This is a genomic window from Desulfurobacterium indicum, from assembly GCF_001968985.1.
GTDB classification, from domain to species: domain Bacteria; phylum Aquificota; class Aquificia; order Desulfurobacteriales; family Desulfurobacteriaceae; genus Desulfurobacterium_A; species Desulfurobacterium_A indicum.
This window is the reverse complement of the sequence record NZ_MOEN01000011.1, coordinates 21,368-46,129: the sequence shown is the minus strand read 5'-3', so window position 1 is coordinate 46,129 and position 24,762 is coordinate 21,368. Positions and strand designations below refer to the sequence as shown.

General features: G+C 37.3%; 27 protein-coding genes. 15 read left to right on the top strand and 12 right to left on the bottom strand.

Translation table 11 applies throughout. The features are described 5' to 3' along the window. The 3 genes from BLW93_RS04145 to BLW93_RS04135 form a co-directional block, all read right to left on the bottom strand. Window positions 1–221, bottom strand: a 221-nt coding sequence (locus tag BLW93_RS04145; RefSeq protein WP_144444003.1) for a hypothetical protein, incomplete at its 3' end; no start/stop codon positions are given. Window positions 222–334: 113 nt separating this feature from the next. Continuing rightward, on the bottom strand, window positions 335–1,837 hold the full coding sequence (locus BLW93_RS04140) for a gamma-glutamyltransferase family protein (RefSeq protein ID WP_076712850.1): 1,503 nt from the start codon (window positions 1,835–1,837) through the stop codon (window positions 335–337). Continuing rightward, a complete protein-coding gene (locus tag BLW93_RS04135; protein ID WP_078058128.1) occupies window positions 1,834–3,018 on the bottom strand; it encodes a carboxylate-amine ligase in 1,185 nt (394 codons plus the stop codon). Before BLW93_RS04135 ends, BLW93_RS04140 begins: the two co-directional genes overlap by 4 nt. 38 nt (window positions 3,019–3,056) lie before the next feature. On the opposite strand from BLW93_RS04135, the gene rpoZ reads away from it, so the two are divergent. The 10 genes from rpoZ (at window position 3,057) to BLW93_RS04090 (ending at window position 11,474) form a co-directional block, all read left to right on the top strand. Beyond that, complete coding sequence (gene rpoZ, locus BLW93_RS04130) at window positions 3,057–3,263, top strand: DNA-directed RNA polymerase subunit omega (RefSeq protein ID WP_076712848.1); 207 nt, start codon at window positions 3,057–3,059, stop codon at window positions 3,261–3,263. Further along, window positions 3,263–4,003: a dihydroorotate dehydrogenase electron transfer subunit gene (locus tag BLW93_RS04125; RefSeq protein ID WP_076712847.1), complete on the top strand. Its 741-nt coding sequence runs from the start codon at window positions 3,263–3,265 to the stop codon at window positions 4,001–4,003. Before rpoZ ends, BLW93_RS04125 begins: the two co-directional genes overlap by 1 nt. A gap of 15 nt (window positions 4,004–4,018) precedes the next feature. Then, entirely contained in the window at window positions 4,019–5,254 is a 1,236-nt protein-coding gene (locus BLW93_RS04120) for a (Fe-S)-binding protein (RefSeq protein WP_076712846.1), read from the top strand. A gap of 8 nt (window positions 5,255–5,262) precedes the next feature. After that, window positions 5,263–5,973, top strand: a complete 711-nt coding sequence (locus BLW93_RS04115; protein WP_076712845.1) for a hypothetical protein — start codon at window positions 5,263–5,265, stop codon at window positions 5,971–5,973. Between the two features lie 19 nt (window positions 5,974–5,992). Continuing rightward, the gene (locus BLW93_RS04110; protein WP_076712844.1) at window positions 5,993–6,931 is read left to right on the top strand and encodes a methyl-accepting chemotaxis protein; all 939 of its coding nucleotides are present in this window, start codon (window positions 5,993–5,995) and stop codon (window positions 6,929–6,931) included. 218 nt (window positions 6,932–7,149) lie between these two features. Beyond that, complete coding sequence (locus tag BLW93_RS04105) at window positions 7,150–8,166, top strand: HD domain-containing phosphohydrolase (protein WP_076712843.1); 1,017 nt, start codon at window positions 7,150–7,152, stop codon at window positions 8,164–8,166. Window positions 8,167–8,221: 55 nt separating this feature from the next. Further along, a protein-coding gene (prfB, locus tag BLW93_RS04100; protein WP_216818659.1) for a peptide chain release factor 2 occupies window positions 8,222–9,341 on the top strand; the annotation gives its coding sequence in 2 pieces (ribosomal slippage) (window positions 8,222–8,299 and window positions 8,301–9,341; 1,119 coding nt in all). Between the two features lie 10 nt (window positions 9,342–9,351). Beyond that, window positions 9,352–10,773: a cysteine--tRNA ligase gene (gene cysS, locus BLW93_RS04095; RefSeq protein ID WP_076712841.1), complete on the top strand. Its 1,422-nt coding sequence runs from the start codon at window positions 9,352–9,354 to the stop codon at window positions 10,771–10,773. A gap of 1 nt (window position 10,774) precedes the next feature. Continuing rightward, on the top strand, window positions 10,775–10,945 hold the full coding sequence (locus BLW93_RS08805; protein WP_158025376.1) for a hypothetical protein: 171 nt from the start codon (window positions 10,775–10,777) through the stop codon (window positions 10,943–10,945). 13 nt (window positions 10,946–10,958) lie between these two features. Further along, window positions 10,959–11,474 carry a gamma carbonic anhydrase family protein gene (locus tag BLW93_RS04090; protein ID WP_076712840.1) on the top strand — a complete coding sequence of 172 codons (516 nt, stop codon included), beginning with the start codon at window positions 10,959–10,961 and terminating at the stop codon, window positions 11,472–11,474. 24 nt (window positions 11,475–11,498) lie between these two features. Here the strand turns inward: BLW93_RS04090 and BLW93_RS04085 are convergent, their stop codons facing one another. The 7 genes from BLW93_RS04085 to BLW93_RS04055 all read right to left on the bottom strand — a co-directional run bounded on the left by BLW93_RS04085 (window position 11,499) and on the right by BLW93_RS04055 (window position 16,721). After that, window positions 11,499–12,296 carry a 2-amino-3,7-dideoxy-D-threo-hept-6-ulosonate synthase gene (locus tag BLW93_RS04085; RefSeq protein ID WP_076712839.1) on the bottom strand — a complete coding sequence of 266 codons (798 nt, stop codon included), beginning with the start codon at window positions 12,294–12,296 and terminating at the stop codon, window positions 11,499–11,501. 84 nt (window positions 12,297–12,380) lie between these two features. Next, on the bottom strand, window positions 12,381–12,953 hold the full coding sequence (gmhA, locus tag BLW93_RS04080; protein WP_076712838.1) for a D-sedoheptulose 7-phosphate isomerase: 573 nt from the start codon (window positions 12,951–12,953) through the stop codon (window positions 12,381–12,383). A gap of 10 nt (window positions 12,954–12,963) precedes the next feature. Next, on the bottom strand, window positions 12,964–14,232 hold the full coding sequence (gene rho / locus BLW93_RS04075) for a transcription termination factor Rho (protein WP_076712837.1): 1,269 nt from the start codon (window positions 14,230–14,232) through the stop codon (window positions 12,964–12,966). Between the two features lie 105 nt (window positions 14,233–14,337). Next, on the bottom strand, window positions 14,338–15,069 hold the full coding sequence (gene tatC / locus BLW93_RS04070) for a twin-arginine translocase subunit TatC (protein WP_076712836.1): 732 nt from the start codon (window positions 15,067–15,069) through the stop codon (window positions 14,338–14,340). A gap of 21 nt (window positions 15,070–15,090) precedes the next feature. After that, window positions 15,091–15,327, bottom strand: coding sequence for a twin-arginine translocase TatA/TatE family subunit (tatA, locus tag BLW93_RS04065; RefSeq protein ID WP_076712835.1), 237 nt, complete (start codon window positions 15,325–15,327; stop codon window positions 15,091–15,093). Window positions 15,328–15,361: 34 nt separating this feature from the next. Beyond that, on the bottom strand, window positions 15,362–16,123 hold the full coding sequence (trpA, locus tag BLW93_RS04060; protein ID WP_076712834.1) for a tryptophan synthase subunit alpha: 762 nt from the start codon (window positions 16,121–16,123) through the stop codon (window positions 15,362–15,364). Continuing rightward, a complete protein-coding gene (locus BLW93_RS04055) occupies window positions 16,098–16,721 on the bottom strand; it encodes a DedA family protein (RefSeq protein ID WP_076712833.1) in 624 nt (207 codons plus the stop codon). The genes trpA and BLW93_RS04055 overlap by 26 nt, the downstream gene beginning before the upstream one ends. Window positions 16,722–16,802: 81 nt before the next feature. Here BLW93_RS04055 and rpmE point away from each other — a divergent pair, with 81 nt between their 5' ends. Together rpmE and BLW93_RS04045 are read left to right on the top strand one after the other, a co-directional pair. Continuing rightward, entirely contained in the window at window positions 16,803–17,009 is a 207-nt protein-coding gene (rpmE, locus tag BLW93_RS04050) for a 50S ribosomal protein L31 (protein WP_076712832.1), read from the top strand. Then, window positions 17,009–17,392 carry an FAD-dependent thymidylate synthase gene (locus tag BLW93_RS04045; RefSeq protein WP_076712831.1) on the top strand — a complete coding sequence of 128 codons (384 nt, stop codon included), beginning with the start codon at window positions 17,009–17,011 and terminating at the stop codon, window positions 17,390–17,392. The genes rpmE and BLW93_RS04045 overlap by 1 nt, the downstream gene beginning before the upstream one ends. Before the next feature lies 1 nt (window position 17,393). On the opposite strand, the gene BLW93_RS04040 is transcribed toward BLW93_RS04045, so the two are convergent. Beyond that, window positions 17,394–18,536 (bottom strand): RtcB family protein, encoded by a 1,143-nt coding sequence (locus tag BLW93_RS04040; RefSeq protein WP_076712830.1) that lies wholly within the window; start codon window positions 18,534–18,536, stop codon window positions 17,394–17,396. Window positions 18,537–18,889: 353 nt separating this feature from the next. Between BLW93_RS04040 and BLW93_RS04035 the strand changes: the two genes are divergently transcribed. The 3 genes from BLW93_RS04035 to BLW93_RS04025 all read left to right on the top strand — a co-directional run bounded on the left by BLW93_RS04035 (window position 18,890) and on the right by BLW93_RS04025 (window position 21,117). After that, window positions 18,890–19,915: a porin gene (locus BLW93_RS04035; protein ID WP_144444002.1), complete on the top strand. Its 1,026-nt coding sequence runs from the start codon at window positions 18,890–18,892 to the stop codon at window positions 19,913–19,915. A gap of 82 nt (window positions 19,916–19,997) precedes the next feature. Then, window positions 19,998–20,780: a Wzz/FepE/Etk N-terminal domain-containing protein gene (locus tag BLW93_RS04030; RefSeq protein ID WP_076712828.1), complete on the top strand. Its 783-nt coding sequence runs from the start codon at window positions 19,998–20,000 to the stop codon at window positions 20,778–20,780. Window positions 20,781–20,910: 130 nt separating this feature from the next. Beyond that, complete coding sequence (locus BLW93_RS04025; protein ID WP_076712827.1) at window positions 20,911–21,117, top strand: cold-shock protein; 207 nt, start codon at window positions 20,911–20,913, stop codon at window positions 21,115–21,117. A gap of 76 nt (window positions 21,118–21,193) precedes the next feature. On the opposite strand, the gene smc is transcribed toward BLW93_RS04025, so the two are convergent. Further along, on the bottom strand, window positions 21,194–24,703 hold the full coding sequence (gene smc, locus BLW93_RS04020) for a chromosome segregation protein SMC (protein WP_076712826.1): 3,510 nt from the start codon (window positions 24,701–24,703) through the stop codon (window positions 21,194–21,196). Window positions 24,704–24,762 lie beyond the last annotated feature (59 nt).

Below are 24,762 nucleotides of genomic sequence, written 5' to 3'. Positions count from 1 at the left end.
GAGGGAGCGCCGTTTACAGGTGCCGGCTCTGCACCGTTCTGGCTGGCGTGCATTTCGTGGCAGTTGTCGCAGTTTCCCCGTGAATAACCAATCATTGAATTTCTTTTTACACCGTAAGTCCCATTGCCGTGGGCTGATAAAAGATACATGTGAACATTGGCAGCAAATGATATATAAACGGAAAGAACCACCAGGAAAGCTGTTAAACCAACAACTTCCAATCTATAACTCCTTATAATTAGCAAATCTACAAATTAAATATACATCAAAACAAGCAAATCAGCAAGAAAATTTAAAAAATTATGCAAAATCTAAATCTTAACACAATATTAATTCAGAAAACTTTAATACAATATCCTCCTCTACGTGGATCCCCCGCACCTTGAAAACTGGAATTAACAGCCTGGACACCGCCAAAAAAGAGATTTAAAGACGAAAATTCAACCAAATCTTTATAAATCTTTCTTAGTTCCTCAAGAACTTTCCCCTCAAAACCCGGTTCTATAAAAACCGTCCCTTTTTCATAATGAATTCGCGGAGAATCAACAGCACTTTTAATATCCATTCCAAAAACAACACAGTTTAAAATAACATTGACAATAGCGCTTCTTATCTTGTTACTTCCGGCGCTTCCAAGCACAAGTTTTGGTTCTCCATTCTCAACGACAATTGTAGGAGACATCATTGATGGAAGACGAATATAAGGAGGCCATTTAAAAAAACCTTTCGGATTTAAATCTTCTTCACCCAACATGTTGTTCAACATAATCCCCGTTTCAGGAATAATGTAACCAGAACCTTCTCCATTAGTTGTCGTTATGGAAGCAGCATTCCCTTCCTTATCTATAACACTTACATGTGTTGTGTTCCCAAACCGATTAACTTTCTTTTTATATTCGGACAAAAATTCCTCTTTCAGAAACCCATAAAAATCTTCTGAAATTCCATCATCAACAAATTGCTCTCTGAAAACTTGAGTCTCCTCCATAGCTTTAACAAGCTTGAGCAGGTGCTCTTTCGACCCGAAAGAGACTAACTCTTCATTCTCAAGAAGTTTTAATGTAAAAGCTATAAGAATTCCACCTGGAAACGGCGGAGGATTTGTCAAAACATCAAGATCTTTAAACTTGAAACTTAAAGGCTTTCTTTCAACAACTTTGTACCTTTCAAGATCTTTCTTTCTTATATGCCCGTGATACCTTACAGAAAGTTCTTCTATCCTGTCGGCTACTTCACCTTCATAAAAAACCCATTGTCCTTTATCTATCAGTAATTTAAGAAATTCTCCATACTGGTGATTCTTAAAAACTGTTTTGTCATCAATCAGCCTTCCATCAGGAGCAAAAATCCTTCTTGAACCTTCAGTAGCAGTAAAAATCGGAGCAAGAAGCTTTACAAAAGAAGCCTGTAAAATAGAAAGATTCACACCTTCAGTAGCATATTTAATTGCCGGTTTCAAAACCTCTTCAAGCGGAAGTATTCCCTTTTCCTTGTGAACCCTTAAAAGACCAGCAACATTGCCGGGAACGGCAACGGCACCACAACCTATGTGAAAATCCTGAAGAGCATCTCCAAAATCGACCGTTATCTTAAAAAAGTCAGGTTCTTCCTCTCTATAAGGAGGAACATCAACGAAAAAATCATAAACAACAGGGGTCTTTCCCTGCTCAAATGCAAGTAAAAATCCCCCACCTGCAGGACTTGTAAGGGCAGGTTCAGCCATATAAGAAGCAAAAACAGCAGCAACTACCGCATCAAAAGCGTTACCGCCTTTTCTAAGAACCCCAGCACCTGCCTTGGCAGTTAATCTATCACCGGCTGCAATAATCCCTTTCATTCAGCCAATCCAAACTTTGCCAGCTTTCTAATAGATTCCCCTTTCTTATAAGCTTCCACCATCCTGTAAGAAATTGGAAACCCGCTCAGGACATTGTACAGATTATCGACTCTTATTCCAAGCCTTTCTATCAATCCTTCCCTATCAAACTCTTCAACAAGTCCGTGAATCCTGCTATTAATATTCTCAACTCCATCAGCATCGATAAACATACCCTCAAGACCGTGTCTTACAGCATTCCACCTGTTTTGCTTCACAACCTGGTGGTAAAACCTTCCCATCTTCTTATCTTTAGACCAGGCAACAAGCAACCTAAAAAAGTCAGCAATAGCCTCTATTCTGTTAAAATCGGGGATAGAATCACATACTCTCAGCTCTATTGTTCCATAGTCAGGCCTTGGTCTCACATCCCACCATATATCTTTTAAACTCTCAACGAAACCCGAATTTTTCAAAACGTTAAACATTCCCTCAAACTCTTCCGTTGAAAAAAACTGCTCCGGAACACCAGCCCTTGGAAGCTGTTCAAAAATTTTAAGCCTGTAGCTGTGAAGTCCTGTAAATCTTCCCTTATAAAAAGGCGATGAAGAAGAAAGTGCTATAAACAGGGGAAGATATTTAAGAGTCATGTTAAAAGCTTCCCATAGTTCTCTTTCCGATTCTACACCTACATGAATATGCAATCCAAAAATTAAAAAGTTCTTCAAAACTATCTGGAATTCTTTTAGTAATCTCTCATACCTTTTATCCTTTGTAATCCTTATCTCACACGGATCGGCAAACGGATGTGTCCCGAGCAAGAGAGGATAAAATCCTTCTTCCTCACCTATTTTTTTAACCTCTTCATAAGCCTCTCTCAAAATATTCGTTGCCTCTTTAGAAGAATTACACGGAGGAGAAACAATTTCAACCATAGACTGAAGAAACTCTTTATGTAAAACGGAAGATAATTTTTCAGAAGCCTTATCAAACAGAACAAAAGATTTTTCTGTCAGCTCGAAAGTAAACGAATCAACCAGCTGAACTTCAAGCTCAAGACCAACAGTATAAGGTTTAGAAGGATTAAATTTCACGACAAACCTCTCAAATATAATATTAGAATAATATTCTACCATAACTACTGTCGAGAATAAAATCATATAGCAGAGAAAATAGGGTAGAATTATTTTTACTTTTTCCATAAATTACTATCCTGCAAAACGGCTGATGGAGGCTTAAAATGTCTAAGAGAATTCCACTTGAAAAGGTTGTAGAAAAAGTTGGAAATTACTACGAAACTGTTCATGTAGCTGCGAAAAGAGCCCGTTTCCTTTACGAACAGGATTCTTACACGTTCGGAGTCGATATTAAGGGAGAAAAGCATAAAAAAACCGTAATCGCTCTTCTTGAAATAGCCGAAGGAAAAATCTGCCCTAAGGAAGAGTGATGAAGGTTAAAGTAGTAGAAAACAGACAGTTATCCGAAAAAGATTTTCTATTATCTGTTTCGCTCCCGGAAAAAGAGATTAAGGCGATTAAACCAGGGCAATTTGCCATGGTGCAGGTTAGAAAAGAAAACCAGCTCGACCCACTACTAAGAAGACCGCTTGGAATATTTGACGTGGAAAGTGACATTGTAAGTTTTATATACCGGATCGTCGGAAGAGGAACAAAATTTTTAAGCGAAATTAAAGACGAAGTTGATGTAATTCTCCCCTTAGGTAACTACATAGAAGAAAATGTCGAAAAATATCTGTTCATAGCAGGTGGAATAGGTATAGGAGGTATTTTTCTGGCGGCGAAAAGATTCCATCAAAAAGGTAAAAAAGTAACTGTCATCTACGGTGGCAGGAAAGAAAACGACCTTTCGGCATTGCCCTTTTTGGAACAATACCAGATACCTTACATAGCAATGACAGAAGACGGTTCAAAAGGGAAAAAAGGACTGGTTACTGACATTCTAGAAAAATTTAAAGACCACAGGTGGATAGCATGCGGACCTACTGGAATGCTCAAAGCTGTTAAGGGAAAGGCAGACAAACTTAAAGCTGACTGTTTTTTATCTCTTGATACACGTATGGCGTGCGGTGTAGGTAGTTGCCTTGGATGTGTTATAAGAACAAAAGAAGGATACAAAAGAGTCTGTGTTGATGGCCCGATATTCAAAGCCGACTTTGTAGAGCTTTAGGGAAAGAGGAGCTTTATGGATAAAAAATTCCTTCAGATAAAGCAGGAATGGCTTGATAGATGTGTCCGTTGCGGTTCATGCAGAAACGTATGTCCCGTATTCAATGCTACAAGAGAGGAACCTTCTGTATCAAGAGGGAAAATTTCTCTGATTGATATGATACAGAAAGGATACGGAAAGTTAGACAGAGAAGCGGCTCTCCTTTTTAAAAAATGCACGACCTGTCTGAGATGCCAGGAAATATGCGCAATGGACGTTCCATACGAAGAGATAATTCTTAAAGCAAGAGAGGTCGCAACAGAAAAATTTGGCCTTTTTCCTCAGGAGAAAGCGGTAACAACAATCCTGAAAAACGAAAAACTGTTTGACAGCGCCGGGAGTTTTTCCCGACTATCCTACTTGCTTTTTAAACCTTCAAAAAGCCCTCAAAACTCAGTAAGCAAATTTCCGATTCCCGGAAAAGGAACTGCGGTAATTCCAGCAATAAAGGAAGGAAAATTTAACTACAAAGACCGCAACTTTCCTGCAAAGACAGAAAGACAAGGAAAACTTATATACTTTCCAGGATGCATGTTCAGCAGAGCCTATATAGACACATCAAAAAACATAATAAAAGTTTTAAATAACCTTGGTTATGATGTATTCGTGCCATCTAAAGTAGTCTGTTGCGGAGCTCCTTCACTTCACGCAGGAGATAGAAAAGGTTTTGAAGAACTGAAAAGTAAAAATATAAAAGTGTTAAACAAAATAGAAGCTGACGGTATTGTAACCGGATGTGCAACATGCTGCCATAACTTAAAGCATAATTACAAAGAACTTAACAAACCAGTATTACAGTTTCTGGAAATTTTAGAACAAAACATAGAAACAATAAAACAATGGAAAGTTAAAAAGCCTATGAAAGTGACATGGCACCATCCATGTCATATAGTTAGAGGACAAAACATTTCTAAAGATCTCCCCCAAAAATTATTTGAATCTATCGATGGAATAACATATATTGAAATGGAAGAAGCAGATAACTGCTGTGGAATGGGAGGCTCATTTAAAATGCTCCACCCGGCAGTTTCTGATAAAATACAAGAAAAGAAAACACTAAACATAACCGCAACTGGTGCCGATACTGTAATAACAGAATGTCCTGGCTGCATAATGAATATTGCTGAAGGGCTGGAAAAGGTAAATAGTAGTATGCCTTGCAATCACACAGCTGATATCCTGGCAAGGTGCATTGAAACAATTTCCGAGTAAAGGTGTTTATGAGCGAAAAAAAAGGACTTGCTGTAATAGCGGGTTTCCTTATATTAACCGCTACATTTCTGCTATTCTCCGGATGCAAAGAATACACGGAGATTAACATACTTGCAGAAAACAAGTATATACTTTTGCCTTTTTATGCAGAGAAAGCCTACGGAAAGTTAAACATAAAAAACAGCATAATAACCCTTAATTACAGCAAGAATAGTGCTGAATTTATAAAATTATTAAACCTAAGCAAATATAACGTCATAATTGTGGACAATATAACCTATGATTTTATAAAAGCGATAGACAACAGCTGGATAAAAATCTGCTCTGTAGGGAAAAAATCTCCTGCAATATTCAAAATGACAAAAACAAATTCACCAGCACCAAACCTATTCTATGCCCTCAACACCCCTTTATATAGATACTTTGCTGATAACAACACCGTCTACATAGACTCTTTTCGGGAGCTGTTAAAAAAACATGGAATATACTTTAAGGAACCTCTAAAATCTTATAAAATAATAGAAAATATAGGAAAAGTAAAATATTTGCTATGTATAAGGAAAGGAAGTCCCGCAGCAAAGCTTAAAAACTTAAAAAAAATTCTGCTTTTATGGCAAGATGGAACAACATACATTTTTGATCCTGCAGCAATTAAGTACATAATGGTTAAATACAACATAAAACAACGAAAAGACATAAACTTCCTAAATTGTATATGAAGCGGAGTTCTCAGATCCTATGAAAGAATACCAAAAACAAATAGAAATAACAAAATATTGGACATTACTCATAGTATCCATAATCATCTCCATATCTATCAGCTTTTTTTCATTTATACTCGTAAAAAAAAGTATCAGATACTCTATGGAAAATCGAATAATCAAACTTACTAAAGCAGATTTAGAATCAAAAGCCGTGATTATTAAAAGCAAAAAAGACCTAAGACCAGAAATACTTAAAGAAACACCCTGTGTAAAGAATATATATATAGGTAAACTCCCGTTTAAGGTTCCAAATAAAGAAAGTGAAACTATAGAACGCGATGGAAAAATAATTGTTTATAAGAAATTTATATTTCCAGACGGAGTAGTTCCAGTAGCTGTAGAACTAAATAGCGAAAAGATAGAAAACGATACATCGGTTCTCGCAGCAAAAATAAGTCTTACCGAGTTTGTAATGGTATTCATCTTTCAAGTAGCACTTTTACTAATAATACGAGACCTGTATCTAAAACCGCTGCGACAGATAAAAACAGACATAGAAAAGATATCAAAAGGAAAACTCTCCATACTTCCTGTATCAGGCAGCGACGAATTCGGAGGAATCAGAAGAAAAATAAATGAAATGATCGAAAACATCAAAGACAAAATGCAAAAAGAAGACCTGATGTATCAGTTCATACACCTGCTAACTGCCGGAAAGGGTTTTAACGGTGAATTTGTCGAACTGATGAGAAAGTTAATAAAAACAAATAAAATTGACGGCGTAATAATAGGACTACCTAAAGATAACTTTATAGAAACAAAAATAATCACAAAAGATAACAAAATAACACGAAAAACACTTCCTGATAATCTCGAAGGTATCGAGAGTTACATGAATACAATGAAAAGAGAAATTGAACTTACAGAAGACAAATTGAGTTATTTAAGCGATTCCGAAAAAAACTCGGAATAAAATATCTGGTTGGATTTCCTCTTTCTACCTTTTCTAAAAACAACGGTTATGTCATATTCTTCAGAAAAGTTAACCAACCTTTAACAGAAGACGAAAAAATTTATCTAAAAAATATTGCGAAATCAATCGCCGTTGCCGCAGAACTAAAAGAACTTATAGAATCTCTTGAAGAAAAGATAAAAGAAGAAAAAGAACTGCTTGAGTCAACTATCAAATCAATGGTAAGAGGTATTGAAATCCGTGATTCATATACAAGAGGACATTCAGAAAGAGTTGCTTTCTATTCCAAAGAAATTGCGAAAAATATGGGACTAAACGAACAGCAGATCGAAAAAATCTATATGGCAGCACTGCTACATGATATTGGAAAAATAGGAATTCCTGACAGCATACTCTTAAAACCCGGAAAGCTTACAAAAAAAGAATTTGAAATCATTAAACTTCATCCGGTTTTAAGCTATGAACTCCTAAAAGACATCAAACCTCTTAAACCTATTGTTGACAGCATTAAATACCACCATGAAAGAATCGACGGATCAGGATACCCTGACGGCTTAAAAGGTAAAGAAATACCTCTCCCCGCAAGGATAATAGCTGTGGCTGACTCCTTTGATGCTATGACAAGTGATAGAATATACAGAAAGGGAATGCCTAAAGAAAAGGCTATAAAAGAGCTAATAAGTCTCGCCGGCGAAAAATATGATTCAGATGTAGTTCATGCAGCAATACCCATCTTTAAAAGCGAAACACCCCCTATCACTAAAAGTCAAGACTTTAAAAGTCTCTCTGAACTTGAAAAACGAAGGCTTGATTACTTCTTCAGAGACTCACTCACAGACGCATTTAACAGAAACTACTTGTTTTTCCTGTTTAACAATCTAAAAGAGAAAAATACACCTTTCAAAGTCATAACAGTGGACATCTTAAAACTGAGAGAATTAAACCTTGAAAAAGGTTGGGATTACGGCGATGAGATCCTTAAAAAACTTAAAGAAATGCTTGAAAGGACTTTTAATCCAATTGCCATAATAAGATATTCAGGAGATAACTTTGTTGTCTTTATAGACAAAAAGATTAAAAACACAGAAATACAGGAGAAAATGAGAAAGCTGGAAGAAGAGCTCGGTGTAATACTAAGCATTCACACAATAAACGAAAAGGACACCGAAAACATAGAGCTTTTAACAAAAACACTAACAAAGATAGAAACAAAAGGCTACCCTGACAGAACTTGAAAAATCGGGCTCAAATATTAATTTAACTGTGAAAACATCAAAGGCAGGAGGTATCATGCTTATTGAAAAGCTTCAAGAATTAAAAGAGGAATATGGAAAAGTTAAGGATAAATACAATGAACTTCGGGGGTATTTTTGACTTAGTCAGGGAAGAAAAGAAGCTTAAAAAACTTGAAGAAGAGATGTCTGCTCCCGGCTTCTGGAACGACAGAGAAAGAGCACAAAAGATCTCCCAGGAAAGGAACCGTATAGAATCCGAAATAAAAATGTGGCAAAACTTAGAAACAGACATAGAGGATGTCGAAGTTCTTTTTGAAATGGCAGAAGAGGAAAACGATGAAAGTCTTCTTGAAGAAGCTGAAGAAACAATAAAAAAACTCAAGAAAAAACTGAACAATCTTGAAGTGAAAACACTCCTCTCCGGCGAAATGGACAAAAACAACGCAATCATTACAATTCATGCAGGAGCTGGAGGAACAGAAAGTTGTGACTGGGCAGGTATGCTTATGAGAATGTACCTGCGCTGGGCAGAGAAAAAGGGATTTGAAACAGAAATTATAGACCTCCAAGAAAATGAAGAAGCCGGTATAAAAAGTGCAACCATTGCAATAAAAGGACCTTACGCATACGGCCTTTTGAAAGCAGAACACGGAACACACAGACTTGTAAGAATATCTCCGTTTGACTCCAATGCCAGAAGGCACACATCGTTCTGCGGCGTTATAGTCGTTCCAGAAATTGAAGACGATATAGAGGTAGAAATAAGAGACGAAGATCTAAGAATAGACACTTACAGGGCTTCTGGAGCAGGCGGACAGCACGTCAACAAAACAGATTCTGCTGTCAGGATAACCCATCTTCCAACGGGCATCGTTGTAACCTGTCAAAGTGAACGTTCACAGATACAAAACAGAATGAGAGCAATGAAAATCCTGAAAGCAAGGCTATTTGAACTTGAAATGAGAAAGAGAGAAGAAAAACTGGCTCAGGCGAAAGGAGAACACAAAGAAATATCCTGGGGCAACCAAATTCGTTCTTATGTCTTTCAGCCCTATCAAATGGTAAAAGACCACAGAACAGGCATAGAAACCTCAAACATCAATACCGTAATGGACGGTGATATAGATATGTTTATAGAGGGATATCTCAAACAGAAAGCCGAAGCAGCAAAGTAAGGGGAGAGCAATGATAAAGGTTTACAACACGCTTACGGAAAAAAAGAAAGTATTTATCCCTATTGAAAAAAGAAAGGTAAAGATGTATGTGTGCGGTCCCACAGTTTACGACGACGCACACATAGGACATGCAAGAAGTGCCGTGGTTTTTGACGTCATAAGGAGATGGTTCGAGTATAGAGGTTACGAAGTTATTTTTGTTAGAAACTACACAGATGTTGACGACAAGATAATAAAAAGAGCAAAAGAAAGAGGCATAACCTGGAAAGAGATAGCAGAAAAATATATAAAATCTTTTGAAGAAGATATGAAAGCCTTAAACGTAAAAGAGCCGACCGTAGAGCCAAGAGTTACAGAGCACATTCCAGAAATCATAGAGATGGTGAAAAGTCTTATAGAAAAAGGACACGCCTACGAATCAGGGGGTGATGTTTACTTCGCGGTTGAAACATTTCCAGAGTACGGAAAACTGTCAAAGAGAAAAATTGACGAACTAATGGCAGGAGCAAGAATTGAACCGGGAGAAAAAAAACGAAACCCTTTAGACTTTGCACTCTGGAAAAAGTCAAAAGAGGGAGAACCTGCCTGGAATTCACCGTGGGGTAAGGGAAGACCGGGCTGGCATATAGAATGTTCTGCGATGTCAATGAAATATCTCGGAGAAACGATGGACATTCACGGTGGAGGTCTGGACCTGATATTTCCTCATCACGAAAACGAAATTGCCCAGTCCGAAAGCTACACCGGTAAAACTTTTGTAAGATACTGGATGCATAACGGTTTCGTAATGGTAAACAGTGAAAAAATGAGCAAATCTCTCGGAAACTTCTTCACAATAAAAGAAATTCTGGAAAAATTCTCTCCCGATGTTTTAAGGTTTTTTCTCATATCAACACATTACCGCAGCCCCATAGACTTTTCATTTGAAAGATTAAAGGAAGCAAAAGCCGCTTTTGAAAGGATTAAAAACTTTCTCAACACCCAAACAATTATAGAAAATATCCCTCAAAACGATTCAAAAGGCTCACCTGTTGATGTTGAAAAATACATAAACGCATTCAACGAAGCTATGGATGATGACTTCAACACCGCAAAAGCATTAGGTACACTTTTTGAAATGATAAAAGAAGCAAACATCTTAAAAAACAGAGCTGTTAAAGAACAGAAAATCTCCAGAGAAGAAAAGAAATCTCTCCTTAAAGCGGTGACTTTCACAAAAGAAATGATGAAAACTCTTGGATTTAAACTTGAAGAGGAGAAGACGTCAAACGACTTAGAAGATAAACTGATAAAGCTTCTCATCGAAATCCGGCAAAAACTCAGGAAAGAGAAAAACTTTATACTTGCCGACGAAATAAGAGATAAACTGAAAGAGATGGGAATTGTTTTAGAGGACCTGCCCGGAGGAACAGTTTATCGAAAGGGGGATTAAAATGGGCATTTACGACAGAGATTACTACAAAGAAAAGAAACAGAAAGAAGATAGAGAAATCGCCTTTTACAGAAAGTTTGCCGTATTTATGAAGTGGCTTTTAATCATTTCTGCAATATTTTCTTTTATTATCTGGCTACTTGCCGTATTTACAAGAGGAAGTGGCTATTAACACGGAGGCAAAGATGATTATCAAACCGTTTAAAGGATTAAATCCGGAAATTGGAAAACGTGTTTTTATAGCTGAAGATGCAGTAATCATAGGAGACGTAAAAGTAGGTGACGATAGCAGTATATGGTATGGAACGATCATAAGAGGTGACGTAAACTACATCAGAATAGGCAAATGCACATCGGTTCAGGACGGAACAGTAATACATGTAACAAACAAAACGGCCCCTACAATAATCGGAAACTACGTTACAATCGGACACGCAGTAAAGCTCCACGGTTGCGAAATAAAAGACAACTGCCTAATAGGAATAGGAGCTATAATCCTTGATAACGTCGTTATAAACGAAAACTCTATAGTAGCAGCTGGAACACTGGTGCCGCCCAGGAAAAAGTTTCCCCCGAACAGTCTTATAATGGGATTTCCGGCAAAAGTTGTAAGAACACTATCAGATGATGAGATCAAAGAATTGAAGGAACATGCTCTAAGATATGTAAAATACAAAAACGAATACCTGAAAGACAAATAAAAAGGCGCCTTTAAGCGCCTTCGATTAACCTTCAAGAACTTTCGCTGCCTCTTTAGCAGTCTTTCCTTCATGGACAATCAGAGAAATTGCTCTAACTATCTTTTCAGGATCCTCATGCTGGAATGCATTTCTTCCGATGGAAACACCTGCTCCACCTGCCTTCATCGCACCTTCCACCATCTCAAGAATCTCCATATCATTACCCATTTTCGGACCACCGGCTATAACAACAGGAATCGGGCAACCCTTAACTACCTTTCTGAACGTTTCAGGATCTCCAGTATAAGCTACTTTGACAATGTCAGCACCAAGCTCGGCAGCCACCCTTGCACAGTGGGCAACCACATCTGGATCAAAAGGATTCTCTATATGCTCTCCTCTTGCATACATCATAGCAATAAGAGGCATTCCCCACTCAAGACAGCTTTCTGCAATAGCTCCAAAATCCTCAAGCATCTTATCTTCATTTATATCACCCAGATTAACATGAACGGAAACTCCATCAGCACCTATCTTTATCGCCTCTTCTACGGAACAAACTATAACCTTAGTGTTAGGCTTCGGAGAAAGAGAAGTACTTGCAGAGAGATGAATAATCAGACCGACATCCTTACCTCTTTTTCTGTGTCCGTGTCTAACAAGACCTTTATGAATGATAATCGCATTGGCTCCACCATTCGCAACCTTATCTATTGATTCCCTTATGTTAATAATTCCCGGAATTGGGCCCATTGAAACACCGTGATCCATTGGAATTATAACGGTTTTTCCCGTTTCTCTGTTTATTATCCTTTCAAGTCTTATAGCTTTTCCTATCTTCATTTTTTCCTCCAGACAGTAAATCGTTTGAAGGGAAATTATACCACTCTTTTTTAAATAAAGTATAAACTCTAACAGACTGAAAGATTAAGCGCCGAACATTGATTTTTCTATAAAATCACATAAAACATGCCCTATTGTTATATGAACTTCTTGAATCCGAGGTGTAGAAAATGTTTTAACAACTATCGGATAATCAACCAGATCCTTTAGCTTACCTCCGTCTTTACCCAGAAAACCGACCGTCAGCAAGTCTTTTTGTTTAGCTTTTAAAACCGCCCTGACAATATTCTCCGAATTACCGCTGGTGCTTATACCTATCAAAACATCACCTTTAAGACCCAAAGCTTCAACCTGCCTTTCAAACACGGCATCAAATCCGAAATCATTACCAACAGCGGTTAAAACAGATGTATCGGTTGTAAGAGCAATTGCCGGCAGAGCTTTTCTGTCAAGAAGAAATCTTCCCACAAGCTCGGCAGCTATATGCTGAGCATCCGCTGCACTTCCACCGTTACCACATATAAGTATCTTCCTGCCATCTTTTATACAATTCAAAATCTTAGAAAATACCTCGTAGAGGTATTCTTTATTCTCTTCTATAAAGTTTCTTTTCAAATCGGAACTTTCAAGGAATGAATAGTAGATAAGCTCTTTCATTATATCCTCATCAGGCGTTCATCGCCTTCAGAAAATCCTCATTGGTCTTATACTTTCTCAACTTCTCCAGCAAAAACTCCATAGCCTCAACAGGAGACATAGATGTAAGAAGTCTTCTTAAAATCCAGACCCTGTTAAGCTCCCAATCAGAGAGGAGAAGCTCTTCTTTTCTTGTTCCTGACTTCTGTATATTAATAGCAGGAAATACTCTCCTTTCAACAAGTTGTCTGTCAAGGACGATTTCCATATTACCTGTTCCCTTAAACTCTTCAAAAATAACATCGTCCATTCGGCTTCCTGTCTCTATAAGAGCTGTAGCAATTATTGTGAGGCTTCCGCCCTCCTCTATGTTTCTTGCAGCACCGAAGAACCTCTTCGGCTTATGAAAAGCATGAGCATCAATACCACCTGAAAGAATCTTTCCGCTCGGTGGTGTTAAAGTATTGTAAGCTCTTGCAAGTCTTGTTAAACTGTCAAGGAGAATGACAACATCTTTTTTATGTTCTACCAATCTTTTCGCCTTTTCAATTACGATCTCAGCAACCTGAGCATGCCTCTCCGGTGGCTCATCAAAGGTTGAGCTTATTACTTCATCAGCAAGAGTATTTCTTTTCATATCTGTAACTTCTTCAGGACGTTCATCTATGAGAAGGATAATCAAATAAGTGTCTGGATCATTGGTCTTTATAGCATTGGCAAGCTTTTGAAGAAGAACCGTTTTTCCTGCTCTCGGAGGAGCAACAATAAGCCCTCTCTGCCCTTTACCAACTGGTGTTATTAAATCTATAACCCTTGTAGAAAGCTCCCCAGGAACTGTTTCAAGCCTGAACCTTTCAGTAGGATGTAAAGGTGTTAAGTTATCAAAATTCGGCCTTGTTTTTGCCTTTGATAAAGGTTCCCAATTTACAGCATCAACCTTCAAAAGTGCAAAATATTTTTCACCTTCTTTTGGAGGCCTAACCTCCCCAGCAATAGTATCACCAGTTCTGAGCCCGAATTTTCTTATTTGTGAAGGAGAGACATATATATCTGTTGAGTTAGGAAGGTAGTTATTCTCAGGAGATCTTAAAAATCCAAATCCGTCCGGTAAAACTTCAAGAACTCCAACCCTGTATATGGCGCCTCTTTTCTTTGCACTTTCTTCAAGTATCTTTAATATCAACTCCTGTTTTTTCACAGACTTTACGTCAAGACCTAAAGACTTTGCTATTTTCCTTAAATCAAAAATACTCATGTTTTGCAGTTGTTCAAGAGAGAGAACCTCAGTTTCCTGAGCCATTATGCTTTTGCCTCCGTTCAGGTTTTAAGATTTTAAAAATGAATACACAAACAGCCTTTTCCCGAAACGTTAAGTAAGTTTATTTTGAAATTCACTTAAAGAACATTACCCTTCCTTACTCCCTAAAACCTTTGCAACTATTATGCTTAACTCATAGAGAAACAGCAAAGGAACAGCCATCATTATTTGAGAGACCACATCGGGAGGTGTTAGAATAGCCGCCACTATGAATATTATAAGTATAGCAAACTTTCTGTTCTTTTCAAGCAATTTATAATTTATAACCCCCAATTTTGCAAGAAGACCCACAACGACAGGGAGCAGAAAAACAAACCCGAACGCAAGAGTAAGCTGAATAACAAAAGAAATATAGTTGCCAATTCCAATTTGAGGAACCAAAAGGTTACCCATAAATCCGAGCAAGAATCTCAGAGCGAAAGGTATCATTATAAAATAGGCAAAACAAACGCCTATTGAGAAAAACAAAAAGGAGAAAAACAGAAACGGCACGACAAACTTTTTTTCATGAGGATAAAGGGCCGGCTCTATAAACTTCCACACCTGATAGAGAATAAAAGGCATAGCTATTATCATTCCGCCAAAAAAGCAGATTTTTAGGGCAGTGAAGAAGGCCTCGGGAGGAGAGAAGAAAACAAGCTTCCCTTTCAAATAGTCAGGAAGCGGTCTTTCAAGAAAGAGAAGGATGTCTTTCCTGAAAGGCCAGCAGATAAAAAAACCTATAAATATGGATACAATCGATTTGAAAAGCCTGGTTCTTAACTCTTCCAGATGGTAGGTTACCGGTGCCTCTTCCGGACGAATCCTCTCCTCAGACATAAAACCACCTTTTACCGTTAATTATGCATCTTTTGAATCTTTGACTTTTATCTTTTCCAGCTCTTCATCTCTTGTAACTTTCTTAGGTTCTTCTTTTTTCTTCTCGTCCTCATCTATAATGCCGGAAGATGCCTTTCTGAATTCATTTATAGCTTTTCCCATTGACTTAGCAAGGTCTGGAAGTTTTGAAGGACCAAAGATAAGCAGTGTAATGATAAGAATAAGTATAAGTTCATTAGTTCCAATTCCACCAAACATTATTTCCTCCGTTAACCGTTATTTGAAGCTTCCTTTATACCATTTTAAGCTCTTTCAACAGCTCTTCAAGTCCAAATTTATCCATCGCTTCTATATTTTTTACAACAGCACTTCCCACTACAAAACCGTCAGCAGCTTCATAAAGGTTAATTATATGCCTTTTCTTTGATATGCCAAAGCCCACGACAACTTTCCTACCGGTGACCGTTTTTACTCTCCTAATATCCTCATTTATAGCGTCAAAGTCAAGCTCTTCCCTTGCTCCCGTGGTACCTGTAAGAGAAACATAATAAATAAAATCACCTGTAACTTCAGCAATTAACTTCAACCTTTCATCGGTACTCGTCGGAGCAGCAAGAAAAATAGGGCTTAAACCTTTACTTTTTGCAAGATCCGAAAATGATTTTCCCTCTTCCGGTGGCAGATCAGGAACAATAAAACCATCGGATCCTGCATGAAAAGCATCTTCTACAAACTTCTCTTCCCCGTAAACAAATATCGGATTGTAATACCCCATTAATAATATCCCTTTATCAGGAAACTCTTTTCTTAATACAGAAACAAGCTCCAGAACTTTCCTTGTATTTGCACCGGATTTCAAAGCTCTTTCGTGAGCCTTTTGAATCGTAGGTCCGTCGGCAAGAGGATCAGAAAAAGGCATTCCAACTTCAACAATATCAGCATACTTCAGAATAATCCTGAAAAACTCGAGAGAGGTATTAAAGTCAGGATCACAGGCAGTAGCATAGATGATTAAAGGTTTTTTCTCTTCAAACGCTTTCTCTATTCTTCCCATAACGTCTCCAGATGAAATATCCCACAAAAGATATAAAAATCAAAAAAGTAGCTAAAAGCTTATTGGTAATAATAATGGATAAAATCTTATCTATCAAGTCACCAACAATAAGGTAAAAAAGTGCCCATAAAAGAGCGCCTAAAACGTTCCAGACAGTAAAGGAAAAGAACGGAACCCTAAACGCTCCCATTACCACAGGAAGAATTGAACGAAAAACAGCAATAAATCTTCCAAAAAGGAGCGTCACTTCACCTTTTTTTACGACAAACTCTCTGACTTTTTCATAATTTTCAGAACTGACTTTAAACTTTCTCAAAACCTCTTTAAGCGTTTTTTCTCCTGCCCAATATCCAAAAAAATAACTCACAGTATATCCGGCTATTGTCCCGATAGAAACTGACAGAACAAAATTAACAGGCGAGATATAACCCTTGGCAACAAGGACGCTACCGAAAATTAACACTTTCTCAGCCGGAAATATAAGCCCAAGCAACAGTGCTGTTTCCAAAAAAGCCCATAGACCTATTATCAGACCGGCTATGTGAGGGTTAGCCTCAAGATACTTCAACGATTCATTGACCACATTAGCAACATCCACTTGACACCTGCTGACCTCTAAAATAAACTTTCATACTGCAATTCATAAAACTGAAAACCAATTATACAGGAGGTTCACATAATGAAAGAAGGAATCCATCCAGAATACAAAGAAACAAGAGTTATCTGTGCATGCGGAAACACATGGATAACAAGATCAACAAAGTTTCCTGAAATTAAAGTGGAAGTTTGCAACAAGTGTCATCCTTTCTTTACAGGTGCTCAAAGAAAGGTATCCATTACAGGTAGAGCAGAGAAATTCAAAGCCAAGTATGGAGACAAATATTAATGGAGATAAAACTTATCTCCTCAACGCAAAACATTCTAAAAACGGTATCTACAGCGGCCAGGGTATGCTACTCTGGCCTTTCCGTTGATGAACTTCTCTCAAAATTCTCACCGGAAGATAACCAGAAACTTATAAAAAAAGTAACGGGTATGGGACATCTTTCTGTTGTTGAACACGCCGTGTTTACCTTTTTTGTCTCCAAATCCTTAAAAGAGGAACTTTTCTCCATTATTACGGAAAAACCATACCTTTCTATCAGCCATATAGAAAACGGCTTTATCGTCACTTTAAATCTAAGAACGATGAAGGAACTCCAAACTCTGTTTCCTGAATTTAAATTTACAAAAGCTGTAGCAGAATATATCCCGGACTGGCTTTTCTGAATTATCCCTTTACATTGTAAATCGGTCTGACGAATCTTTCAATCTCAACAGTTTGAGGCAGAAATTCCAGGATTTCATCAGGATCCTTATAAGCCATGGGAGATTCATCTATCGTTCTGGCAGAAACTGTTGAAGAATAAATTCTGGCATTCTTAACTACATTTTTAAAATCTTTCAGAGAAAGGCTCTCTCTGGCTTTTCTACGGCTCATTTTTCTGCCAGCACCGTGAGGGGCGGAAAAGTTTAGCTTTTTAACACCTTTGCCTCTTCCTATAATAAGACCGTAAACAAGATTAAATGGAATAACAACTTTCTCATCTTTATGGGCTGAGATAGCACCTTTCCTAACGCAATAGTCTCTATCAACATCTATATAGTTGTGAACGCTTTTAATCACTTTAGATTCATCAAATTCCTGTCCGAAAAAACTCTCAACAATCAATCTAAGCATAACTTTCCTATTAATATCAGCGTACGCTTGAGCCAGTCTCATCGCCTCTATGTAATCTCTTCCACCTTTGTTTAAAGGAAGAAAAGAGAGGTCCTTATGAAGGTACGGCATAATCTTTTGAGTGTATTCAACAGCCTTTTTGTGAAAATAAATACACACTCTCAAACCTAAATTCCTTGAACCTGAATGAACTGTCAGATAGTAGTTACCTTTGTCATCCATTCCTAGTTCTATAAAATGGTTCCCGCTTCCAAGCGTTCCCACCTGAAGCAAAGGCTCGTTAAGACCTATTCCATACTTTTTCGTTAAAATCACCGTCATCTCTTTCAAAAACTTCTTTTCATCCTTTAGCAACGGAATCTTTTTGGCGTTACTCTTTGTTCTACAGGCAAGCCCAAGAGGAATATTGCCTTTGACAAAAGCATCTAACTTTTGAAGGTTAACCCTTTCCAGCCTTCCGAGTGGATAGGTATAGACTCCACAACCTATATCAACACCTACAATATTTGGAATAACAACCTCATCAAAGTAGCCTGTAAAACCTATTACGCAACCTTTACCTGCGTGAAAATCGGGCATTATCACAATTTGTTTTTTAAAAAACGGTATATCTTTTATCATGTTAAGCTGCTTCATAACTTCAGGGACAATATTCTTTCCATAGACATAAATAGGAATCTTCCCTTCTATCAACTGCGTTCCATAAGCTCTCTCCTACATGCAGACATGCAAAATAGATTTGCACAAAAACAAAAAAGAAGCAAAGTTTTAAAAGAAAGTATATTTCAACAAACATTAAAAGGAATATATCTATACAACCAAAAAATAACCACAATCAGGATCTGGAAATAGTGGATCAATATTGGCATAAAAGTTGCTGTACCAGAACATGCATCAGGTACATAGAGAATAAGGCTAAATGTTGATTGGATAATATGTTAAAATTGTTAAGAATCTTTAATAATTTACTTCTTGACACAGGAAAGGTTAAAATGGTAAATTTTGATACCGACAATAAACTTCAAAAAGAAGGGAGGTTTTTAAGGATGAGAAAAGCACTCACAGCAGTAACTCTTATGGGACTTGTAGCTGCATTTGCAATTCCTGCACAAGCTACAGAAGTAAACGTAGGTGGCCAAATTAAAACAACTATCACAACTGACAACCAGACAGACTACAACCATTCTGTAGAAGTAAAGGTTCAGGTTAATGCAAAAGTAAACGATGACATTACGGCTCATGTAAGGTTTCTCGCAGACGATGATAAGATGAACTTTACAATTGATGAAGGTTACTTCCAGGTAAACAACCTTTTCAACATGCCTAATCTTCTTGCAAAAGTAGGTTACCAGGATATCGTATTCGGCGACAGCAAGATTATGGATGCTACTCTTGACGCTGTAATCGCAGGATACAACACAGATTACGGACTTGCACTTGCAGGAACAGCAGAAGAAAGAGGAAGCGCTACAACATGGGCAGTAGGTGCTTTTGAGGGTAACCTTAAAGCACTTGGCGTTGACGGTGCATACGAACTTGTTGATCTCTACCAAGATGCTAACGACATAAATCTTGCTTATGCAAAATTTGCTCCAGCTGTTGCAACAGATTTCGGAAAAGTAGGCTTCAGAGCTGAAGCTGCTTACCTTAAAACAAAAGGAACAGATAACAACGGAAAATTCTACGGCGTAGGTGCATCTCTTGATGCTGGAATGTTTGGAGCTAAAATTGGATATGACGTTTACAAAGACGGATTCGTAGCTAACTACGTTACAGCTACAGGTTTCCCGGACTATGATTATGCAGAAGTCCTTGATTACGACAATGGAAACTTTGTAAATCCTAAAATTCTCACTGTAGAAGGAAGCGTTAAGCCTATGGATAAAGTGACTTTGAGCGCTGCTTACGTAAACTTTGATGGTGACAATACTGGTGTTTACAGCAGCGAACATGAAGTTGACCTCAAGGCTAAATATCAGTATGATAAGAATTTGTGTATTCAAGCAGGACTTTATCTCCCAAGTGCAAAACTTGATTATCAGGGTGAGCTTAAACTAACACTTAAATTCTAATCTTTGCATCGAAACCAGAAAAAAGGGGGGCTTAGGTCCCCCCTTTTTTTTTACACTTAATCTATATATAACGGAGACGCAAATGCCAAAAAAATTTAAGCTTACAGACTTATTCCGTTGTGTAATCAAGCATAAATTTATATTTCTTTTATTCACATTTTTAGGTATTATCACGGGAATTTTAATTTCATTCTTTTATACACCGACATACCAAATTACAGCTATACTCTCTACACCACATACAGTTAATAAAGTTCTAATTCCCTATTCACTAACTAACTCTTTAATAGAAGAGCTAAACAGAGAAGCTCAAGAAAAACAGTTTAAACAACTATCAGCAAGACTTAAAATAAAAAAGAACTATATAAAAGGAATTAAGCATATAGGCCTTGAGAACTTATCAAAAAACAGCAAACCAAGATTCATTAAATTGGTAATATTAACAAAATATCAGAAAGATACTGCAACAATTATAAAAGCTTTTGTAAATTACCTTGCAAACCAAAAATTTATAAAAGATAAACTGCAAAAGGAACGTAATATTGCACTTAAAAATCTCTTAATTCTCAAAAAACAAGTTCCAAAATTAACACTAATTGCAAACAAAACGAAAGAAAAGCTGTTAAACAGTAAAGATTTTTTCATCGGATTTAATCCAGCAGATCCAGATATTAGTTTAGTAGAAATTAAAAAAGAAATAGAATCTCTAGAATATATGCTCAAAAACATAGATAATTTTAAGCTTATCAACACTTATACCGAAATAAGCCCTCTCTCTGCATCTAAAAAAACAATCATAATAATCTGTGCTTTCATCGGTTCTTTAAGTGGCATTCTCATCATTTTTCTAAAATACTGCCAATAATCTGTTGACAAAGGAAAATAATCTCATAACTTAACGTATGAAGTGAAAGGACGGGCCTTGAAGGTGTGCCGTTTCTGCTTTCAAGGCCCTTTTTCATTTCAAGAACACTAACTTAGAGAGGTTTTTTAACATGGAAAGATTTACAGGAACAGTAAAGTGGTTTGACTCAAGCAAAGGATACGGTTTCATCACAACAGATGACGGACATGATGTTTTCGTTCATTACACAGGAATTAATGGCGAAGGATTTAAAACAATAGAAGAAGGCGAAAGAGTTATTTTTGACATCACAGAAAGTGATAAAGGACTTAAAGCTATAAACGTAGAAAAAGCTTAAGTTAATTTACAAAGATTAAAGCCCGGTGCGGTAGAAACGGCTCACACCGGGCTTTTTCTATTTACAGAAAAGTTAATTACACAGCTTCAGGAACAGAGGCGAAAGAAACACCAACAATCTTTGAAATCCCTGGAACTTCCATCGTAACGCCATAAAGAATATCGGCAACTTCCATTGTAACTTTTTTGTGAGTAATTACTATGACCTGCGTCTTTTCAGAAATGGTTTTCAGAAGTTCTGTAAATCTGAGTATGTTAATCTCATCAAGGGCAGCATCTATCTCATCAAGAACAAGGAACGGCGCTGGATGAATTGAATAGAGGGCGTAAAGCAAAGAAATAACAACCAGCGTCCTCTCACCACCTGAAAGCAGGTTAATGTTTGAATGTTTTTTGCCTGGAGGTTTTGCCTCTATTTCTATTCCTGATTCTGTGGGATCTTCAGATGTTAAAACGAGCCTTGCAGAACCACCGCCGAACACTCTTTTAAAAGTCTTCCTGAATTCCTTGTTAACGGCTTTAAATGTTGCAAAGAATCTTCTGTTTATTTCTTCATCTATCTTTTCTATTGCGTCTTTAAGGTCTTTAATGGATTTTACGAGATCTTTTTCCTGTTCCAGAATAAACTCATATCTTTCCTTGACTTTATCATACTCTTCTATAGCAAGAAGATTCACAGCTCCCATCCTTGAAATCTTTTCTTTAATGGCAATTAATTCTCTCTTTAACGCATCTTCATCCTCAACGTCGGCAGCAGCCTCTATTGCTTCAGTAACTGTTGATTCTATCGCCAGTATTTTCTGAATGATTTCCTCTTCTCTAACATTTAGTTTTGCTATTTCTATTTCATACTCTTTTATCTTTTTCTGAAGCACCTTCAAGTCGTTCTCTTTCTGCTTCAAAGCCTCTTCTTTTTGCTTTATGATAACTGTCAGCTCGTTTCTTCTACCCTCCAGGGCTTCAAGATCATTTTTGGTGTCTTCTATTGCCTCATCTATACCTGACAGAATCTTCTCAGCCTCTTCTATACCTCTTCTTGCTTTTTCTAGCTCGGAAATCAGCTTTTCTCTTTTTTCGGTAATAGCCTTTATCTCATCTTTAATAGCTTTTACCGCTCTTTCCTTACCTGCAAGTTTTTCTTCAAGGTTTCTGAACTTTTCACGGTACAGGGAAAGATCTGATTGAAGAGATGAAAGTATCTCTTTTACAGACTCAATCTCTTTTTCAACTTCTTTTAAGCTTCTCTCCTTTTCAACAAGTCCTTTTTCAAGCTCTAACTTTTTGGAAGCCAGTTCGGATAACTTGTTCCTGTAAAGCTCATCTCTGTTAGAAAAAGAAGCAACTGCTTCCCTTGCTGTTTTCAACCGCTCTTGCAAGACTTTAATATCTGACACAAGAGCCTTTATTTTATTCTCGGTCTCTCTGATTTTCCCTTCAATCTCAACCTTTTCAACACGCAGAGACTCAGACTTTATATTTATCTCTGATATAGCTTCTTCCACCTGAGAAAGCTCTTTCCACGCAGGCTGAAACTTACCTTTTATCTCTTCAAGCTCCCTCTCAAGTTCTATCTTTTTCTGCTTAAGATTCTCAATCTCTTTTTCTATTTCCAGAATACCACGGGCTTTAAACTTTCCTATAAAAGAACCTTTACCGCTATAAATATTAAGCTCTTTATCAATAAACACGCAGTCGGGATGCTCTTTCGCCAGCTTTTCAGCATTGGAAGATGTAAAAAAAACATTTGAAAATACAACAGAGACGAGATCTTTTACCCTGGTGTCAATCGGTTTTACGTGAGTAATAAGAGGTGTTGCATCTTCAATGTATTTACTTTTTACAGGTGCAACATTTGCAGCAAATAAAAGAACTCTACCGTTCCCTTTTATCCTTTCTTTTATCCATATAACATCGTCAAACGTTTTAACAACAATACCTGCCCCGAAATTTGAGAGAAAAGACTCAACTACTCTTTCCCAACCTTCATCAACCTTTATAAGATTGATTAAAAGGCCTATGTAACCTTTTACTTTTCCGTGCTTACCGCTCTCCACTATACTGTTTTCAAGTTTGCCAAAATCAAGTGTTTCAAGCAACTTTTCCATACTCTCTATTTTTGAAGCGACAGAAACTATCTCTTTTTCTTTCTCCTGGATAGTTCTCTTTATCTCAGAAACCCTCTCCTCTTTCTCATCTTTTATAAGTAAAAGCTTTTTCTTCTCCTCTTTTAAAGCTTCTATCTCTTTTAAAACAGAATAAAGCTTTTCTTCTAATCTCTCTTTCTGTTCAAGATAGTATTTTTTCTCTTTTTCAGCATTTTCTATCTCAAGAGGAAGTTTTTCTATCTGGCGGGAATAGGACTTAACCTTTTCCTCTTCCCTTACCATCTCCATTTCAAGCTTTGAATATCTGGCAACAGCTTCAGAAATTGAGCGGCGAGTTTGCGAAATCTTTTCTTCAAGCTCCTTTCTTTTAAGCTCAAGTCTCTTTAATTCTTCCCTTTTTAAAGCAACTTCTTTTTCAAGAGAAGAAACCTTCTCTTTTAATCTTTCCTTTTCTGACGATAGATCTTCTATCTCTTCTTTTATTCTTTTAAGTCTCTCTATTTTCATAAGCTCTTGAGCATCAATTTCTTTCAACTCGGACTCTATACGCTCTATCTCTTTGCCCAAAAACTCTCTTCTCACAGAAGATTCTTTCTTTGTCTTTTCAAGCTCATAAAGCTCTTTTGAGGTTTCCTCTATCTCCTTAGTGACAGTCTCTACTTCTTTTCTTAAATTTTCAAGCCCCACCTGTAAAGTGGATAGCTCTTTTTCAAGAGAAACCCTATCTTCTCTTAAAACGGTAAGTTCTTTTTCCATGAACTCTTTTTTTACCCTTATTTCTCTTATTTCAAAACCTAAAAGTTTCTTTTCAAGCTCTCTTTCTTTCTGTTTCAAAGATCCAAACTTCTTCGCCTTTTCCGCCTGATTTTTAAGAGTTTTTAAGTTTCTGCCAACTTCATCTATAACCTTTCTAACATTTTCCAGATTGGTTTCTGCATCTTCAAGTTTCTTTAACGTTTCTTCCTTTTTTTCCTTAAAAGGCCCTATCCCTGCTGCATCGTCAATCAAACTTCGCCTTTCTTCAGGTTTGAGTTTTAAAATTCTGTCTATCTGTCCCTGCTCAAAAAAGGCATAATCTTTATGACCAAGGCCTATGGACGAAAAAAAATCCTGAATGTCTTTAAGCCTTACCTTTCTGTTGTTTATCAGAAATTCAGAATCCCCGTTCGATTTTATTCTTCTTGTTACGGTAACTTCATTCTCTTTTATAGGAAGCAGTTCATCTCTATAAAGAGTTATTGAAACCTCAGCAGTTCTCGCAGCCCTTCTTCCGACAGCCCCCTTAAAAACCATATCCTTCATGTTGGAGGCTCTCATTCCTTTTGTGGAGGTGTCACCTGTAACCCACTTGAGAGCATCAACTATGTTGCTTTTCCCACAACCGTTAGGACCCACTATACAGTTTATTCCTCTTGAAAACCTGACTTCTGTCTCATCTGCAAAAGATTTAAACCCCTTCAAATTTAAGGACTTAATGTGCATTGTTCCTCCGGGAAAAACCTGTAACCGTAATTATAGCAGAGAGGGGAATATTCCCCCTC